Genomic DNA, 18,973 nt, shown 5'->3' with positions numbered 1-18,973 from the left:
ATGTCTACCACATCAATGACACACGTTGCTCGGCGTGGTTTTGAACTGAAGCCTCTCCACATTGCGGGTCTCGGCATTATTGTGATTGCCATCATCTATGGTGTCTTTGGCTTCCAGAGCGGCTTCCGTTCGTATACCCAGAGCATTGATGAAGCGGTTGCGGCCACCCGCAGTGTGCAACTCTCGGGTTTTCTGGGCAGTACGGGTGAGTATGATGAGCAGGGGCGTTTTACCTTCCTGATTCAGGATGAGCACGGCAAGTTGCTCAAGGTCATCTCGAACGAGCCGCGACCGGCCAATTTCGAGCACGCCATTAGCATTGTTGCGATTGGACAGTATGACCCGGCTGAGCAGGCTTTTATGTCCGAGCAACTGCTGGTCAAGTGCCCCTCGAAGTATCAGGAACAGTAGGCGTTATCTCTTCTGAGATCTGGAAAGATCAGTATGTATCTTCTCGGCACATTTTTGATTGTCACGTCACTGGCAATGGCCCTGCTGACGGTGGTGAGTTATGCACTGGTCATCCGTGGCAATCGGCTTGCCCTGACCTATGGACGCTTTGGGGTCTATGCAACCCTGGCTAGCGTGGCAATGGTCTATACCCTGTTGATCACCGTCTTTGTGGCGCGCCGTTTCGATATCGAGTATGTCAACAACTATAGTTCGCGTGACCTCGATTTCTTTTTCACCGTTGCCGCCAGTTGGGCCGGGCAACCAGGGAGTTTCTTAAACTGGATTCTCTGGGGGGCGCTTGCGGCTACACTGCTGGTTCGCCGGTCGAAACATTTTGAGCCCTATACGCTGCTGGTTGTTCAGGCGATCCAGGCAGGCCTGCTGATGTTTGTGCTGATCCTCAATCCATTTAAGCCACTGCTTGATGCCACCACAGGGCTACCACTGACCCCCGTTGATGGGCGCGGACTCAATCCGTTGCTGCACAACTTCTGGATGATTATTCACCCGCCCGTGCTCTTTATCGGCTATGCCCTGAGCATGATTCCGTTTGCGTTTGCGGTAGGGGCCCTGGTGCGCCGCGATTATGATACCTGGGTTACCCGGGCACTGCCGTGGGCAATCGCGGCATGGTCGTTTCTTGGCCTGGCGCTGCTGCTCGGTGGCTACTGGGCCTACGAGACGCTCGGCTGGGGGGGCTACTGGGGCTGGGATCCGGTCGAAAATTCGTCGCTCGTGCCCTGGATCATTCTCACAGCCTTGATGCACGGCATGGTGCAGCAACGCACCCACGGTGGCCTGCGCAAGACCAATCTGGCCCTGGCGCTCACGGTCTATGTGACGGTCTTTTACGCAACGTTCCTTACCCGCAGTGGGGTCTATGCCAATTTCTCGGTGCATTCGTTTGTCGCCGAGGGCATCTTTGAGGGTCTGGTGGCGTTTCTGGTGTTGCTTGCCGTTGGTTCCATCGCGCTCTTCTTCTGGCGGTGGCGCGATATTCCTGCCAACCCGCTAAGCGACAAATTCTTCTCGCGTGATAGCTTCTTTGTGCTTGCCATTCTCTCGTTCGTCCTCGTGGCCCTTGTGATCGGCATCGGCACATCAATGCCGGTGATCTCGGCTATCCCTGGGGTCGGCCATACCCTGCAGGGCTGGATGGGGGCAACCTTCGAGATTGACGATGGCACGCTGATGAATCCACAGGCACTTCCCTTTGAGGATGGACGCTTTAGCCTCGCGCCAAGTTTCTATCAGCAGACAACTCCACCCCTCGGGCTGGTCATCATTGTGCTGATGACCCTTGGCCCGTTGATGGGGTGGCGTGATAGCAACATGCGCAATCTGTTGCGGACACTGCGCTGGCCTGCCGTGGCGGCGGTAATTGCCGCCATTGTCGCCATGTTCATTGATGTCCGCGATCTGCTGTCGCTCTTCTATGTTTCGGGGGCGACCTTTGCGATCGGTACCAATCTGGTGATGCTGCTGCGGACGCTTAAAGGCGGCTGGTTGCGCATCGGTGGCTATCTCGCCCACATGGGCTTTGCGGTGATGGTAATCGGCATGATTGGATCGAGTGCCTATGCCACTCCCGAAACCCGCTTGAGCCTCGCGCCCGGTGAGAGCGCTCGCCTCTTTGGGTACGAATTTATCTTCAATGGCTATCAGCTTGATGAAGAGCAGCATGGTGTGCTCGATTTCACGGTCAGTGATGGCACACGTACCTTTAGTGCGCGGCCCTATCTCTATGAGAATCAGCAGATGGGCCTGACGACGACGCAGCCATCAATCCATAGCTTCTTCTGGCACGACCTCTATGTGTCGCCAGCCGGCTATGACCCCGAACGCGATGCTAGCCGTCCCGTTCTCGGTCAGGGTGAAACAACCAGTATTGGCCCGTATATCGTCACGTTCAACGGGTTTAATCTTGATACCGCCGCAATGTCCAGTGGTACGGGCGATATGCAGGTTGGGGCGCAGTTGACGGTGCTCTATGAAGGTGAAGAACTTGAGGTTGAACCGTATGTCCGCGTTGCGGTCAATCCAACAACTGCCGAGCAAGAGTTGATCTATGTACCTGCCGAATTGCCAGGCGGCGCGTCATTGGCCGTCGTATCGCTTGACCCCGCCTCGCGCCGCATCTTGCTTGAAGGTAGCGGCACCGGGCTCGAAAATCTGCCCGTTATTCCCGCCAAGGGGGTGATTGCGGTCAGCGTCAAGCCCCTCGTCCTGCTCGTGTGGGTGGGGGTGATTATGAGCGTTGTCGGTGGCTTCATCGCCCTGGTGCGCCGGTACCTCGAAGGTAGCGCAATGCTCGCGGGTGTGCGCGTACGCCTGCCCAAAGGCCTCCCGACCTGGACCCCACGTCTGGGTTCACGTGGCGTTGGCAAGTAGGCGAAGAGCTTCTGCTGAGGCAGGCGTCTAACGACGTTGGTAGCTTGCCTCAGCAAAAGGAAGTGTAAAGAAACCAGTCGCAAGGCAACGCCTTGCCATAGAGATCAATGCAAGACTACTACGAAACTCTGCAAGTCCACCCCAAAGCCGAGCCTGAAACCATTGAAGCAGCGTATCTTCGTTTACGGGAACGGTATGATCCGGCCAAACTTGAAGCGGCTGCCGATGAAATTCAGGCCCTGGCACGTCAACGACGTGACGAGATCGAACAAGCTTACGCTGTTTTGCGCGATCCGCAACGACGCGAAGCCTATGATCACGAACGGTCGCAACGGCAGCATGAACTGCCCGAAGGCGATGACGATGCCATTGACTATCGTCCTTTGCCTCCGGCAGGGCGCCGTGAACGACCCGAAGGCTTCGATGCTCAGCCCAAAGGCCGTCCATCACGGCCTCTCCAGGCCCACAAAGGACGCCAGGCCAAGCGTAGTGCAAGCGGGCTACCGGTCTGGGTTGTCCCCTCATTGATCGTCGGCCTGGCGACGTTTGGCATTGTGATGACAACGCTCGTGATCACGTTGCTCAACTCGAATAACACGATTACCCCGGCAGCAGGGCCGCAAGGCTTCGAGAGCCTGACGACACCAACAGCCGTAGCGACCCCCAGCCTCGACACGGTCATGGCCCAGTTCGAGGGGCAGGTTGTGGCGGCACGCCAGGTTGCCGAACGGGTGCCCGAGAATTTCAATGCGTGGATCGAGCTCGGCAACGCCCTGTATGACAGCGTGGTCGTCGTACGCGAACGACTCGCACGCAGCGACCCCACCGCACGCCAGGCCTATATCGAACGCCTCCCGCGCTGGCTTGAGGCTGCCGATGCCTATGCAAAAGCTGCTGAAATTGACCCGCAGAGTGCGCTGGCCTATGCCGATATGGCCGCTAGCTTCTGCTACTATGGGCAAGACACCAGCGACATGAGTTATGTCGAACAAGGGATCGCGCATGCCGAAAAAGCGCTTGAGCTTGATGCAACCGAAGGGCGCGCCTTGCTCAGTGCTGGCATCTGTTATGCCTTCAACGAGCCGCCACAGATCACCGAAGCGCTCGCCCAATGGCAGATGCTGATCGTGATGCCCGACGCCGAACCAAACCTCGTCTTTCAGGCTCGCCAGTTGATCCAGGAATATAGTCGTTAGCAACCGAGTAAAAGGAGCGCATGTCCCAGACATGGCTCTTCGTGAGGGGCACACAGCCAGCTAAGCTGGCTGTGTGCCCCTCACGAAGAGCCAGTTTTACCCCACCTCAAAGCGAGGGTTCAAAAAGGTAAAAGCTCATGCTACAATGATAAGCGGAGTATATGATATGGTAACGTATTATACGCTCCTGGGTATCGAACCCGGGGCAAGCGACGACGTAATTGCCGAAGCGTATGCGCGCCAGCGCGAACGGTACAATCCCGAACGGGTGACCGAACTTGATCCTGAACTGGTCAAAGTCGCGACCGAACGCAGCGCTGAACTTGAACGCGCCTATCGGGTCTTACGTGATCCGCAACAGCGCCAGGCCTACGACGCAAGCCTTCAGATGAAGCAACCCACCGATAGTGGGGAACGCCGGGGGCTGACTCCACGCGAAATCGGGTTTGCCATCACAGGTGTCCTGGCAGCGATCATTCTTGTGGCAACGATCTGGATCATGACAGGTGGTGAAAGCCAACCCGAGACCCAGGCGATGGCCGAAATGCGGCGAGCCGCCCCTGGCTTCGATGCGCCAACGCTCGACGGAAGCACACTCAACCTGGAAGCGTATCGTGGCAAGGTCATTCTGCTCAACTTCTGGGGAACCTGGTGTGAGCCATGCAAACGTGAACTGCCCGCCTTGCAGGCAGCCCATAACGACCTTAGCGATCAGGGGTTTGCGGTCATCGGCGTGAACCTGACGCGCGATGAGTTGAGCCGGGGGCAGGATACTGATGATGTTCAGGCTTTTCTTGATCAATATGGGGTGACGTTCCCCATTGTGCTCGATCTTGAAGGTGACATCACCAATGCCTATCGCGTCTTTCCCTTGCCAACCAGTTTCTTTATCGATCCCGAGGGGCAGATTCGTTATGTCCATATCAGTGAGCTAAAGTATAATGACATTGTTAGTCGTTTTACCGAGCTCAAAGGGGAAGCGTCAGCCCTTGAGACGCCATAATAGCAGGGGTAGCGCATGGAAAAGCGTACAATCCTCGTTGTTGACGATGACCAGAACCTGCGAGATTTGATCCGGATCAACCTGGAATACGAGGGTTTCAAAGTCCTGACCGCAACCAATGGCGTAGAGTGCATCGCCACCGTACGCGAGCAGCGTCCGGATATGATTCTGCTCGATATCATGATGCCTGAAATGGATGGACTGGAAGCCTGTCGCCGGATTCGGCAATTTTCCCAGTTGCCGATTCTGATGCTGACCGCCAAGGTGCAGAGCAACGATATCATTACCGGGCTGGATCATGGGGCCGATGATTATCTGGCCAAGCCCTTTGACATTGATGAACTAGCCGCCCGGATCCGCGCCCTCTTGCGCCGTGTCCCCCCTTCGTACCGCCCCCTCACCGCCGGCAAAGGGGAGGTCACCATTGACCAGCAGGCGCGTGAAGTGATGGTGCGCGGTGAACTGATTGATCTGACGCCAACCGAATACCATCTGCTGATCATTCTGGCAGAAAAAGCCGGTACGGTGGTCGATCACGAGACCCTGCTCAGAGCGGTCTGGGGTCAGGAGTTTAGCCGCGACAACGATTATCTCAAGGTCTATATCTGGCATCTGCGCCGCAAGCTTGAACAGGATCCACGCAAGCCCCGCTTGCTCCTCACCGAGTGGGGGGTCGGCTACCGCCTGATGGCATGAATAACACCCCGCCAAGGCACCCGGTGTACGGGCACCCGCAAGGGGTGCCCGTACACCGGGCCCGGCCCCCGGCCCTGTAGGGGCACCCCTTGTGGGTGCCTCGTTGTTGCCGGGTGCCGCCGTGTGCGCCGCTGGTTGCATGCACATGCTGCCACAGAGAGCGTATTTTTTATCCGGTTTCGTATGATGCAATCGCCCTAGCTTCCCGGAAGCTTTGAAACATTGACAAGCGTAACAGTGGGTGCTATACTTTCATCCCAAGTGCGGGAGTAACTCAGTTGGTAGAGTACCTGCTTCCCAAGCAGGCTGTCGCGAGTTCGAGTCTCGTCTCCCGCTCCATTGAGAACGCGGTATCCTCTGACAGGATACCGCGTTTGTGTTTGCTGAGGCACCCCTCTATTCAACCGTCACACTCTTGGCGAGGTTCCGCGGCTGATCAACGTCGCATCCACGCCGTACGGCCATAGTGTAGGCAAAGATCTGCAGCGGAATCGCGGTCAAGACAGGCTGGAGCAGCGGAATCGTCGGCGGGACGCTGAGCGTATGACGCGCTCTGGTCGGCAGGAAGTCGTCACCATCGGTGATAATGGCAATCACCTGGCCATGCCGCGCCTGCACTTGCTCGATATTGCTGACCATTTTGGGATAGATCTCATCGCGTGGCGCAATGCAGACGACCGGCAGATCTTCGTCGATCAGGGCAATCGGGCCGTGTTTCATCTCGCCAGCCGGATAACCTTCGGCATGAATGTAACTGATCTCTTTGAGCTTGAGGGCACCCTCAAGCGCAATTGGATAGTTCTGTTGTCGCCCAAGGAAGAGCGCATTCGAGGCACGGTGATAGTGTTCCGTCAGTTCTTCGCACTGGGGGAGCACCCGCTCGATGATCGTGGCCGCCTTGCCCGGCAGCTCAACCAGAGCTTGCAGGTGCGGGCGGATTTGATCGGGCGTCATGGTGCCGCGGGCCTGGGCCAGACGTAGCGCAAAGAGATAGGCCGAAACCAGCATCGAAGTAAAGGCCTTGGTCGAAGCAACCCCAATTTCAGGGCCGGCATGCAGATAAATAGGGCCACCGTCGGCAACCCGCGCCGCCTGGCTGCCAATCGCATTGACAATCGCCACGCTCGGCACCCCCTGGTCACGCGCTTGCTCCATCGCGGCAAGGGTATCCACCGTCTCACCACTCTGCGTAAAGGCCAGCAGCAATGAGTCTTTGCCCAGCACCGGCTCGCGGTAACGAAACTCACTCGCATAGTCCACCTCGACCCGCACCCGGGCAAGGCGCTCGATCATAAACTTGGCGACAAGACCAGCGTGCCATGCCGTGCCACAAGCGGTGGTGTAGATGCGCTCAACGCGCCGCAGATCGGCGTCATCGAGGCGGAGATCCTCTAAATCAACGCGGCCAGCCTCGTGATCGATCCGCCCACGCAACACATCCACCAGCGCACGCGGCTGCTCGTGGATCTCTTTCTCCATAAAATGCTTATAGTCACCACGGGCAGCGGCAATGGGATCCCAGGGAACCGTCACCGTCGGGCGCGCCACCTGGCTCCCATCTAACCGACTAATCGCAATGCCATCGCGACTAACCACGGCCAGGTCGCGATCTTCGAGAAAGATCAGGTCACGGGTATAGTCAAGAATCGCCGGAACATCAGAAGCCACAAAATGCTCACCCTGGGCCGAACCGAGCACAACCCCGCCAGCATTGCCCAGACGGGCAGCAACAAAACGATCCGGCTCGTGGATACAGAAAGCAACGACGGCATTGCCACCACGCAGTTCAAGCATTGTCTCGCGGAGAGCCGGGGCGAGGGCGCCTTCGCGTTGATAGTGATACGCGAGTAGATGTGCAATGACCTCGGTATCGGTCTGTGACTGGAACGGTACGCCCTGTTCGAGGAGGCGCGACTTGAGTTCGAGATAATTTTCGACGATGCCATTCTGGATGACAACAATCGATCCACTGGCATCACGATGGGGATGGGCATTCATCTCTGTGACACCGCCGTGGGTCGCCCAACGCGTATGGCCCAACCCAATGGTTCCGACGGCTGGCTCGTGGGAGACACGAGCAACCAGATTGCTGAGCTTGCCCACACTGCGGCGCAATTGCAGCCCGGCCTCGACATCATAAATCGCGATCCCTGCCGAGTCATACCCTCGGTATTCAAGCCGCTGCAAGCCACCAATAATAACTTCCGTTGCCGAACGTGAACCGATGTAGCCGACAATACCACACATGTGTTGTTCTCCTCCCATCTCGCTTGCGCCACCACAAGCGGGAGTTTTTAGGGCGACGGCGCTAAAGCCCAACAAGCAGACCAAGGCCCACAAAGACCAGGATCGTCACGACCACAATGACCACTGCCGCAAGGCGTGAGCCACGACGACCCTGAGCAGAAGGCACCGGTGCCCCTGCAAGAGCATAGTTGCCCAGCATAACACTGATAAGCCCAAAGGCGACCAGAGCCAGGAACGGAATCTTGATAAAAGAGAGCGGCCCGGTCAAAATAGGTGTTAGGTAATCAATGCCACATGGAACAAGACCAACACACGCCGCTGGCGGAATAAGCTGGATCACTTGCAGGTAATGGTAGAGCGACAACGCTATACCTGACAGCGAGAACGGCAGCACATACCAGGCAAGTCCCCGATCATCACGCAGGATGCCCACCAGCAAGACAACAGCAAGCGGATACATCAAAATGCGTTGATACCAACAGAGTTCACAAGGTATCCAGCGTAACACTTCACTGAAATAGAGGCTGCCGCACGTCGCAAGCATTGCACTCAGCAGGGCAATATGACGGGTTGCTGCCGTAAGCGCTTCTAACAAACTGAGCTGTTCAGTCGCAGATTCACGTGACGTCGCGGCAGCATCCTGTGCCACTTGTGCCATATTGACCCCCTTCTTGCCCCTGATACCCTGTATCAGAGCGAACTTTCCGTTTATACTTAATTAAGAGGCGACATGATTGACATCCCTATAGGATTGTATCATGTCTCACGTAAAACCTGGTTACAATACCCTGGACGCCATGATGACACCATTAACACCTTCACTAGAAGATGGATGGTCTGAAGAGAGGACAGATGAAGGCCAGTGGGATGATGCTCAGGCCCGTTTTCTGGCCGCTGCGGGCGTTGTCTTGACCTCATCGCTCGACTACGAGCAAGTTCTGAGCCGAATCGCCCATCTCGCCGTCCCCTTGCTTGCCGACTGGTGCGCCGTCGCGCTCGCCGAACCCTCTGCAGTACCACGACGCCTCGCCCTCGTCTGTGCCAGCCCGGATCAGCAGGCGCTCGCCGATACCATCAGTTGTTATCAATTGCCTGCCAATGCCCCCTGGCTCTTTCCCCGTGTCATCTCGACCGGCCAACCCGAACTGATTGAGGACTTTAGCACCCATTTCTTCGGCCAGCATACGTTTGATGATGACTATCTTGAACTGATCCGACAACTCAAGCCGTGTGCCTCATTCACCGTTCCGCTCAATGTCCGTGGGCAAACCAGGGGAGCAATCACGTTTACGATGGCCGAGTCGCGACGGAAGTTCACCCCCGCGCTCCAGGCCCTGGCAACGGAATTGACCCGACGTGCTGCGGTCGTTGTCGACAACGCGATCCTCTATCGTGATACCCAGCGGCGCCTCGCTGAATTGGGAACGATCCAGCGCGTGGCGCAGGCGATTACCACGTCAGTCCGGCTTGATCAGATCTGTGAAACGGTCGTCAACCAGATTAGCCAGGTCTTTGGCTATACCTTTGTCAGCATCTATTTGCGTGAAGGTGAAGAGTTGCACCTGCAGACATGGATCGGCTACGAGCATGTCTTACCGGTGATCCGGCTCAACGAAGGCGTGATCGGACGCACTGTCCGCGATGGCAAGGCCTATTTTGTGCGTGATGCTTCGACCGATCCAGATTTTTTGCATGCCGTACCCGGGATAACCCAGGGTATCTTTGTGCCGATTCGTTATGGACATCAGCCGGTCGCAGGCATTATTAGTATCGAATCCTCAGGCGAACCGGCGCTCTCGGATGATGACCTCAAGTTACTCACCCTTCTGGCCGATCAGATCAGCGTCGCCCTCGTAAATGCCCGTCTCTTTGCCCGCGTTGAGGATGCCGCCCTCCGCTTTCGCTCACTGGTCGAGACGGCTGGCAGTGTCATTGTCTGCCTTGACCCTGTATTACGGGTGACCGAGTTCAATCGCGAGGCTGAACGGGTCTTTGGCATGGCCCGTGAAGCGGCGCTCGGACGCGATTATTTGCGGACGTTTGTGGCCCCTGCTGACCGTGTCGCATTTGTCGAACTTGCGCGCACAACCACCACCGGCGCACAGCCATTCTCGTTGGAAACAACGATCGCGCTGGACAATGACAGTGAACGCACCTTCTTCTGGTCGCTGACCTGGCGGCAAGATGTGCGGGGCAAGCCGATTGAGTTGCTAGTGGTAGGGCAAGATATTACCGCCCGTCGGCACGCCGAAGAAGCCCGCCTCGCTGTCGAACGCAAAATGTTTGAGGCCCAACGCCTCGAAAGCCTCGGCGTGATGGCCGGCGGCATTGCCCACGATTTCAACAATCTGCTCGCGGCGATCCTCGGCAATGCGAGTCTGCTGCTCCTCGATCTCCCTCAAGAGAGCGAACTGTACCAGAGTGCCCGCGAGATTGAGCTTGTGACCCGTCGTGCGGCCGATCTGGTTGGTCAGATGCTGGCCTATGCCGGACGCGGGCATTTCGATGTGCAACCACTTGATCTCAATGCGGTTGTCGCTGAGATGATCGGTCTCCTACGCATTTCAGTCAACAAAAAGGCGCTCTTGCACCAGGAACTGACCCCAGATCTGCCCCTTATCGCGGCCGATGCCGCGCAGATTCGCCAGGTAGTGATGAATCTGATTGTCAATGCCGCCGAATCCCTGGCCGAAATTGGAGGCACGGTGACGATTAGTACCTTCCTGCGGGAACTGACGTTAGTCGATCTTGCGACATTCCATACGTTCCCAGAGGTAACCGCGGGTACGTATGTTTGTCTGATGGTCACTGATACAGGGATTGGCATGGAATCAGCGAGTTTGTCACGTATTTTTGATCCGTTTTTCACAACGAAATTTGCTGGGCGAGGCCTCGGATTGGCTGCGGTGATGGGCATTGTGCGCGGGCACCGGGGTGCGTTGACGGTTAAGAGTACGCCGGGCAAGGGGAGTAGCTTTACCATCCTGCTGCCTGTCGATCAGGCGGGAACAACCTTCCTCAAGACGCTGTCTAGACCATCAGGGCCAAGCAAGCCGCCAACACCACCGCCTGATCGCCCGCTGATTCTGGTGATTGACGATGAGCGTGATGTGCGCAGCATCGTGATCCGGATTCTTGAGCGGGGCGGCTATCGGACGCTCAGCGCCAACGATGGGATCCAGGGGCTCGCTATTTGTGATCACCTGCCCCAACCGCTTGGCGCTGTCCTGCTCGATCTCACCATGCCCCAGATGAGTGGGAAAGAGGTCTTTTACCAGTTACGTCAGCGCTGGCCCACGTTACCAGTGGTGTTAATGAGTGGCTACACCACCGAAGAGATGACCAGTCATTTTCACGATGACAGCCCGATCGCCTTTCTCCAAAAACCCTTCACAGCCGAACGACTGTTGAACCTGCTCCATCAGGTGCTGCAACCGACGGAATAACAGGGAGGATCAGCTGTGAGCGATCATGGTATACTTGAAGGGTTCAATCGTGTGCATCTATAGTCTCTTGGAGGAGCCGTATGTCCGTTCCGTTTTTGCACGAGGCCGAATCGCTGCATGATGAACTGGTTGCCATTCGGCGCGACCTGCATATGCATCCCGAGTTGGGCTTTCAAGAATTTCGTACTGCCAACATCGTCGCCGCAAAGCTTGATGCGCTGGGCTACGAGGTTCAGACAGGCGTTGGTCAGACGGGGGTTGTTGGCATCCTGCAGGGCGATCTGCCAGGCGAACGCACCGTGCTCCTGCGTTTTGATATGGACGCCTTGCCCATCGATGAGGCGAATGATGTGTCCTACCGCTCGCAGACACCGGGCGTGATGCACGCCTGCGGTCACGATGCCCATGTCGCCGTTGGCATCGGCGTTGCGACGCTCTTTGCACGCCATCGCGACCAGGTGCCGGGCACGATCAAGCTGATGTTCCAGCCCGCCGAGGAGGGACTGGGCGGCGCAGTGGCGATGATTGCCGACGGCCTCCTTGAAAGCCCGGTACCCGATATCGCCCTTGGCCTGCATGTCTCGTCAGGCCATCCGCTTGGCACAGCGGTCGTCCGCGACGGTGCGTTGATGGCAGCGTCTGATCCCTTCCGGATCATTGTCCACGGCAAAGGCGGGCACGGGGCCCAGCCGCATCAGACGGTCGACGCGGTGCTCGTCGGTGCCCAGATTGTGGTCGCCCTCCAGACCATCGTTGCTCGCAATCTCAACCCCGAAGAGACGGGGGTCGTCACCATCGGGGCCTTTCAGTCCGGCGAGGCCGGCAATGTCATCGCCGAAAGCGCCGAATTGCGTGGAACGATTCGGAGCTTCAGCCCCGAAATCCAGGAATTGCTGCACCGCCGTGTCCGCGAGGTCGCCGAAGGCATTGCACAGACGCTGGGGGCCACCGCTGATGTCCAGATCCGCTTTGGGGTCGATGCGACCGTCAATGCACCTGCACCAACCGCCGTTACCTATCAATCAGCCGCAGCTGTGCTCGGCGAAGAGAAGATCAATACAACCTTCCGCACCACTGGTGGCGAAGATTTCTCAGCCGTCCTGGCGAAAGTCCCGGGCTGCTACTTCTTCCTGGGGTCGAGCAGCAACGAGGCAACTTCTTTCCCACACCACAATCCTCGCTTTGACATTGATGAAGCCTGCCTTCCACAAGGCGTGGCGATTCTCTGCGACACAGCGATGCGTTGCCTCAACGGTGAAGGGTAAGGGGGCCTGCGGCCCCCGAGAATCTTGCTTGCGCTGGAAAAAACCCAGCTACGCTGGTTTTTTTCCAGCGCAAGCAACCGTGGTTGGCAGCACCGCCCTGAAGAAAGGAAGATCATTTTGGCAAAAATTGGCCTCTCTGCTGCACTTGAGCAGTTTCACCCAACTGAGTTGATCGAGCATTGCAAACTCGCCGAGTGTTATGGCTTTGAAGGCGTGATGGCAGCTGACCATTTTCAGCCCTGGGTGCCTGCCCAGGGCCATAATGCCTATGCCTATAGTTGGATGGGCGCACTTGGCATGGTCACGAAGGGCGACTTTGGCCCCGGTGTGACATGCCCGAGTTTTCGTACCCACCCAGCGGTCATTGCCAATGCTGCCGCGACCCTCGCCGCGATGTTCCCCGGTCGCTTCTGGCTTGGCCTCGGAAGTGGCGAGTTGCTCAATGAAAATGTCGTTGGCGGCGAATGGCCCGAGCCGTTGATCCGCTTTGAGATGCTGCAAGAAGCGACCGAGTTGATGCAGAAATTACTCAGCGGCAAGTCGATCCGTTATCGCGGACGCTACTTCCAGATGAATAAGGTGCAGCTCTGGACGCTGCCCGAAGAGCCGCTGCCAATCTATGTCGCCGCTACTGGCCCCCAGACGCTCAAGTGGGCTGGCAAGACCTGTGATGGCCTGATTACGCCTGGGGCCAACCACGACAAACTGCGCGGCATTCTCGATAGCTTTGCCGCCGGGGCAAAAGAGGCGGGCAAAGATCCGGCCAGAATGCCCAAGCTCTTGCAACTGCACGTCTCGTGGGCCGAGACCGACGAAGAGGCGATGCAATCAGCCATGGTTGAATGGCCCAATGGTGGCATGAATTTCCCCAAACAGGATGTCCGCAGTCCTGAGGATTTTGCGGCCATGGCCCGTCTCGTGCGCCCCGAAAACTTCAAAGGGCGGGTGCTCATCTCGTCCAACCTTGACGAGCATCGTGCCCACCTGCAAGGCTTCCTCGATCTCGGCTTTGATAAGATCTATGTCCACAACGTCGGGCGCAATCAGGAGGCCTGGATTCGGGCCTTCGGCGAGCATATCTTGCCAAAGCTGACGTAGGGGGCCTGCGGCTCACGGGAATGTTTCCTTGTGCGACAAACAAGCCAGCTACGCTGGCTTGTTTGTCACACAAGATGATAAGACCTGCCAGCGTAGCTGGCTTGTCAAGAGAAAAACGATGCAACGGATGTTGATTGCCAACCGCGGTGAAATTGCTGTGCGCATTCTGCGGGCCTGTCGTGAACTGGGCATTAGTCCGGTGGCAGTCTATTCAGAGGCTGATGCGAGCGCAATGCATGTGCGCCTTGCCGATGCCGCCGTCTGCCTTGGGCCACCTGCCGCAACGCAGAGCTATCTGCGCGGCGAGGCGATCATTGCGGCGGCCCGCGCAACCGGGGCCGAGGCGATCCATCCTGGCTATGGCTTTCTCTCAGAGAATGCGGCGTTTGCGCGTATGTGCCGCGAGGCGGGCCTGATTTTTGTTGGCCCGCCTCCCGAGGCGATCGAGGCCATGGGCGGCAAGATTGGGGCACGTCACCTCGCCACGGCCGCCGGTGTACCAGTTGTACCAGGCTACGATGGGCAAGATCAGTCTGATGAGCGGTTGATGATCGAAGCTGAACGCATTGGCACGCCGCTGCTGATCAAGGCGAGTGCCGGTGGCGGCGGCAAAGGGATGCGGATCGTCACTGATCTCGCCGGCTTCACCGAAGCGCTCGCCGGCGCTCGACGCGAGGCGCTCGCGGCGTTTGGCGATGATGCGGTGCTGCTCGAACGCCTCATCGTGCGCCCGCGCCACATCGAGATCCAGGTGCTCGCCGATGCCTATGGGACGGTGCTGCACCTCGGCGAACGCGAATGCTCGATCCAGCGCCGCCACCAGAAGATCCTTGAAGAGGCCCCGTCGCCCGCCCTGAGTCCTGCGCTGCGTGCAACGATGGGCGAAGCAGCTGTGCGTGTCGCACGGGCAGCCGGATATGTCAATGCCGGCACCGTCGAGTTTGTCCTTGACCCCGAGGGCCAGTTCTATTTTCTCGAGATGAATACGCGCTTGCAGGTCGAACACCCCGTCACCGAACTGGTGACCGGGCTCGATCTTGTGCGCTGGCAGATTGCCATTGCCAGGGGCGAACCGCTCACCCTGACCCAGAGCGAGATTGCGATGCGCGGCCACGCGATCGAGGTACGCCTCTATGCCGAAGATCCGGTCTCGTACTTGCCTGCCATTGGACAACTGGCGCTCTTTGCGCCACCAACTGGCCCGGGCATCCGCGTCGACGCCGGCTTGAGCAGCGGCGATGAGGTGACCGTGCATTACGACCCGATGATCGCCAAGCTGATCGTCGCGGGCGAAGACCGCACCGCAGCCGTCGAGCGCCTCTGTGCCGCACTCGATGCGACGGTTGTGCTCGGGTTGACCACCAATCTGGCCTTGCTCCGTGCCCTCGCTGCGCACCCTGCCTACGCCGCTGGTGCCACCAATACGGGCTTCCTCACTGATCACCCACTTGAGCTAGCCACCCCTAGCGAACCGCCTATCGAGGTTGTGCTAGCCGGGGCGATCCTTGCGCAACAAACGGCCCAGGCCACCGCGGCAACGCCACTTCGCCACGACCCCTTTGCGCTGCACTGGCGCATGGGCAACGCCGGTGTGCCGGTGCGCTTCCAAAGCGGCGACCACGCCCTGGTTGCGTATACGCAGCACCGTGGGAATGACTGGACAATCAGCGTCCAAGGAACAAGCCACCCGGTACGCCGCGTGATGCAGGGCGCAACCGAATGCGTCCTGGAACTCGGAGGGCGACTCGAGCGCTTTCTGTTTGCGCACGACCGCAGTGGCGACCTCTTGATCGGCTGGCGCGGCAATGGTTACCGACTCACCCAACCTGCGCCCCTCAGTGCCGACAGCGCCACGCGCCCAGGTGGCGGCCACGATGCCGCCGGACTCACCGCACCAATGCCCGGCACGCTGATCAAACTGCTCGTCAGCGAAGGCGAAGCGATCGAAGAGGGGCAACCACTGATGATCCTCGAAGCGATGAAAATGGAACACACGGTGGTCGCCCCGTACAGCGGGGTTGTGCGACGTCTACCCTTTGCGCAAGGAGCCAGCGTCACTGGCGGGGTGAACTTGATCGAGCTCGAAGCCGAAGGGGAGGCAACCGCCTCGTAAAGCGCCCATGCCGCAGAACTAACTCATTACAAATCCATAACCCCAACACAACGCCCCCCTCGCTATACTCAGCAGTGCATCCATTGATCACTGCTGCCAGTGTCGTCAGCATCTCGCATACGGGAGGTCAGGTCAGACAAGCCTTTGCACCTCCCGGATACGCATCAACGCAAGCCTTGCATCCTTCATCTGGCGAGAGAGACGACCATGAACACAGCAGCACTCCCCGAGGATCTTGTCCATCGTGCGCGATCCGCCGACCCCGAAGCCTTATCAACCATTTACGAACGCTTTGCACCTGGGATCTATCGCTATGTTTACTATCGCATTGGTGACGCCGAAGTCGCCCGCGACATCCAGTCTGATGTCTTTTTACGCATGCTCGAGAGCATCGAACGCTACGAAGACCGGGGATGGTCGATCGGATCTTGGCTCTACAGCATTGCGCACGCCCGCACCGTTGACACCCTGCGGCGCAACAAACGGCGCAAGCAAGCCCCACTCAGCGAATGGTGCGCGATCAGCGAAGGCCCCGAGACGAGGCTTACCGACCGGATCAATGAAGCAGCCCTCCAAGAAGCGCTCGGTCACCTCAGCGAAGCCCAGCGCCAGGTCATCTTACTCCGCCATAGCTACGGCCTCTCGCTCGAAGAAACAGCCAACCAACTAGGGCGTAGCATTGGCGCAGTCAAATCATTGCAACACCGGGCCCACGAACGTCTGGCCCGCCTCATCCGCACCAGCCTTGGTGAAGATGATTCAACCGAAGGCTGAACGCAAGATGATCGCGTGGGGCGAAGGCAGGCAGACTTCGCCCCACGTCATTATCCCTCTACCCACTCACGCAGCGCCGGGCCGGTTTCAAAGAAGATTGACGGTAACACGTTGAAGCGCTCGCTGAACCAGGGGAGCAGTGCCTGGAAGGCCTGGTGACGCAACGGCGCAAGCAAAGCCAAGCCTGTCGCTAGGCTGGCGAGGCCAAGCCGACCATGGCGATGACCAAGCATAACGAGAGCAACACCCGTCGCCCCAGCGAGCCCCGCAGCCCCTGCAAGTGCTCGTTTGCGTTCGTGGCGTATCAGACCAACGGCCACCATGGCAAAGCGGGCCTGGAGCTCTACCCGCCGGGGATGCGTACGGAGTTCGGTAAGAAAGCGCTCGACTTCCTCAAGCTCCAACGCTGGAAAATCACGTCGCTGCCCCCAGGTTACCTGGTGCATAACGATCTGTTCCATTAGTTGCGCAACTTCCTTGCGCAGATCGCTACGCGAACGAGGCTCTACCGCCTGAGCCTGATGTAACAAGGCAAACATGAATGCGCGGATCGCATAGGCCAGCGCCAGCACATCGGCGAGATAACGGGCACTGTCAACGACAAACTGAACCTCTGCTGCCTCAGTCGCACGTTCTGCCAGACGTTCCGCATACCTCCTCGCTCGCGCCACAGCGAGCGCACTCGCCTCTAGCACCGTCTGCGGCGAAGCCACAGCGCCGGCTAAATACGCCCAGATCGGGAGTGAGGCCGTCGGACGCATCCACCAGACCCAGAGCAAAGGCGAAAGATAGACCCCGCCAAGCCGGTTGACCGCCTGTGGCAAGTGGCTCATATACCAGCCCTGTTCAAGTAACTGAGCCGAATCGCGATAGAGATCCGCAGCGACATCGACAAAAGCAGGGCTACACACCAAACCAAGACGTGTATGGAGCCAGTCACGGACAAAGGTTTCGCTCGCAAATGCGGATTGATCGGCAAGTGCCGCCGTTACCGCGCTATTCAATTCAGTCCAGAGGTTCCAGCCGGTCTGTCCCAGTGAAGCCTGCCCGCCGCCCCAGCCGCCGGTACTATTCCACGCCCAGAAGCCAGCACACTGTGGATCACGCGCCGCACGCGCTAGCGCCATACCGTGCAAGGTGACAATTGAACTCGGCACCAGACCAAAGAGTTCATACTCACGGCGATTCTGGAATTCGATCAGTTGGCGTGGGCCTGGCAAGCCCAGTGTCGGGTTGGCTGGCAGCAGACGAAAAAAGTCGGCTGGACCATGCTTGATCGAAACAAGCAGGTTGGGGGAAGTGAGGCCACCAAACGTCGCAGCATAACGGGCAGGCGAGCAGATCAGATCACCCAGTTCGCCAATACCGACGCTCCAGGTACGGATGATCAACTGCTTGCCGTACGCTTCACACACGGGCAACAACTGCTCGATGAGCCTACGCAAAGCCGCCGACGTCGTATAGATCATATGGCCGGTATAGGTATCACCCTGATTGTGCGCCCCGCCCGCTTCGCCCACGCGCATCACAAGCCCGCTCACCTGCGGGAGAGCCGCAAAAAGCTCGGCGATAGCGCGCTGATTGAGGGCGACCAGACGGGCATTGCTCGCATCGAGTGAACCAACCTCCCGCCGCAGTTCGGGCGTACTCCACTGCATATCGGTGGTCACAAAAAAGTGCATGCCAAGGGCGGCTGCGTGTTCCGCAAGTGAGGCAAAGGCGCGGCGATAGACAAGCGCACGCCGTCGCACCGGGCTATCAGCAGCATACACTGGTTCACCAGGGCCATCAAACGCAACCAGGTGGGCCAGGTTATCCACCACAACCCCATTGTAGCCCTGTACGTGCAAGACATCGAGTTGCGCACGCGCCCGTGCGACCCCCTGATCGAGTTGAAGTAGGTCAACATACGGGGCCGTCGGCAGATCAAGCTGATCGTAGGGGAACGACGACCAGTTGCGAAACGGTTTCTCAGGATCAAAAAATGGCCCACTCAGATCGGCCAGACGGTACGAAAGCATCTTCAGGTTACCTGCGCTAGATTAACAAACGATGATGTGATGTTAAGAGTGTGTTAATTGATTATACCGCAGATACTCCTTGACGATCATACTGCCAGAGACGCAGACAGAGCTGAAGCAAAGTCGTTGGAGTTGCGCCCCAGACCCCAGTTTTTGGTTCGTTTTGGCGGCTTCACCGCCAAAACGAACCAAAAACTCTCGTGGAGCGGTGAAGCCGCTCCACACCCCACCGCCGGAGGCGAACTTTGCAGCAGCCCTGGCGACGCAGAA

General features: G+C 58.2%; 13 protein-coding genes and 1 tRNA gene. 11 read left to right on the top strand and 3 right to left on the bottom strand.

The features are described 5' to 3' along the window. From EYB53_RS07135 to EYB53_RS07110, 6 genes are all read left to right on the top strand, one after another. On the top strand, positions 1–411 hold the full coding sequence (locus EYB53_RS07135) for a cytochrome c maturation protein CcmE domain-containing protein (RefSeq protein ID WP_135477518.1): 411 nt from the start codon (positions 1–3) through the stop codon (positions 409–411). A gap of 33 nt (positions 412–444) precedes the next feature. Further along, complete coding sequence (locus tag EYB53_RS07130) at positions 445–2,844, top strand: heme lyase CcmF/NrfE family subunit (RefSeq protein ID WP_135477517.1); 2,400 nt, start codon at positions 445–447, stop codon at positions 2,842–2,844. Between the two features lie 107 nt (positions 2,845–2,951). Beyond that, complete coding sequence (locus EYB53_RS07125) at positions 2,952–4,040, top strand: J domain-containing protein (protein ID WP_135477516.1); 1,089 nt, start codon at positions 2,952–2,954, stop codon at positions 4,038–4,040. A 166-nt stretch (positions 4,041–4,206) separates the two neighbouring features. After that, a complete protein-coding gene (locus tag EYB53_RS07120) occupies positions 4,207–5,043 on the top strand; it encodes a redoxin domain-containing protein (protein ID WP_135477515.1) in 837 nt (278 codons plus the stop codon). A 15-nt stretch (positions 5,044–5,058) separates the two neighbouring features. After that, a complete protein-coding gene (locus tag EYB53_RS07115; protein WP_135477514.1) occupies positions 5,059–5,739 on the top strand; it encodes a response regulator transcription factor in 681 nt (226 codons plus the stop codon). Positions 5,740–6,002: 263 nt separating this feature from the next. Further along, positions 6,003–6,078: transfer RNA gene (locus EYB53_RS07110), tRNA-Gly, on the top strand. A 57-nt stretch (positions 6,079–6,135) separates the two neighbouring features. Here EYB53_RS07110 and glmS read toward each other — a convergent pair. Both glmS and EYB53_RS07100 read right to left on the bottom strand, forming a co-directional pair. Continuing rightward, positions 6,136–7,986 carry a glutamine--fructose-6-phosphate transaminase (isomerizing) gene (gene glmS, locus EYB53_RS07105; protein WP_135477513.1) on the bottom strand — a complete coding sequence of 617 codons (1,851 nt, stop codon included), beginning with the start codon at positions 7,984–7,986 and terminating at the stop codon, positions 6,136–6,138. Between the two features lie 61 nt (positions 7,987–8,047). Continuing rightward, positions 8,048–8,644, bottom strand: coding sequence for a disulfide bond formation protein B (locus tag EYB53_RS07100; protein WP_135477512.1), 597 nt, complete (start codon positions 8,642–8,644; stop codon positions 8,048–8,050). Between the two features lie 100 nt (positions 8,645–8,744). Here EYB53_RS07100 and EYB53_RS07095 point away from each other — a divergent pair, with 100 nt between their 5' ends. The 5 genes from EYB53_RS07095 to EYB53_RS07075 all read left to right on the top strand — a co-directional run bounded on the left by EYB53_RS07095 (position 8,745) and on the right by EYB53_RS07075 (position 16,682). Beyond that, positions 8,745–11,432, top strand: coding sequence for a GAF domain-containing protein (locus EYB53_RS07095; protein ID WP_135477511.1), 2,688 nt, complete (start codon positions 8,745–8,747; stop codon positions 11,430–11,432). An 80-nt stretch (positions 11,433–11,512) separates the two neighbouring features. After that, positions 11,513–12,697, top strand: coding sequence for a M20 metallopeptidase family protein (locus EYB53_RS07090; RefSeq protein WP_135477510.1), 1,185 nt, complete (start codon positions 11,513–11,515; stop codon positions 12,695–12,697). Between the two features lie 117 nt (positions 12,698–12,814). Continuing rightward, a complete protein-coding gene (locus EYB53_RS07085) occupies positions 12,815–13,795 on the top strand; it encodes a TIGR03557 family F420-dependent LLM class oxidoreductase (protein WP_135477509.1) in 981 nt (326 codons plus the stop codon). 118 nt (positions 13,796–13,913) lie between these two features. After that, positions 13,914–15,908: an acetyl/propionyl/methylcrotonyl-CoA carboxylase subunit alpha gene (locus EYB53_RS07080; RefSeq protein WP_135477508.1), complete on the top strand. Its 1,995-nt coding sequence runs from the start codon at positions 13,914–13,916 to the stop codon at positions 15,906–15,908. Positions 15,909–16,115: 207 nt separating this feature from the next. Further along, on the top strand, positions 16,116–16,682 hold the full coding sequence (locus EYB53_RS07075; RefSeq protein ID WP_135477507.1) for an RNA polymerase sigma factor: 567 nt from the start codon (positions 16,116–16,118) through the stop codon (positions 16,680–16,682). Between the two features lie 50 nt (positions 16,683–16,732). Here EYB53_RS07075 and EYB53_RS07070 read toward each other — a convergent pair whose 3' ends face one another. Next, entirely contained in the window at positions 16,733–18,703 is a 1,971-nt protein-coding gene (locus tag EYB53_RS07070) for a hypothetical protein (protein ID WP_135477506.1), read from the bottom strand. Positions 18,704–18,973 lie beyond the last annotated feature (270 nt).

The organism is Candidatus Chloroploca mongolica, from assembly GCF_004762035.2.
Classification (GTDB): Bacteria; Chloroflexota; Chloroflexia; order Chloroflexales; family Chloroflexaceae; genus Chloroploca; species Chloroploca mongolica.
This window is presented reverse-complemented; position numbering and strand designations above follow the sequence as displayed.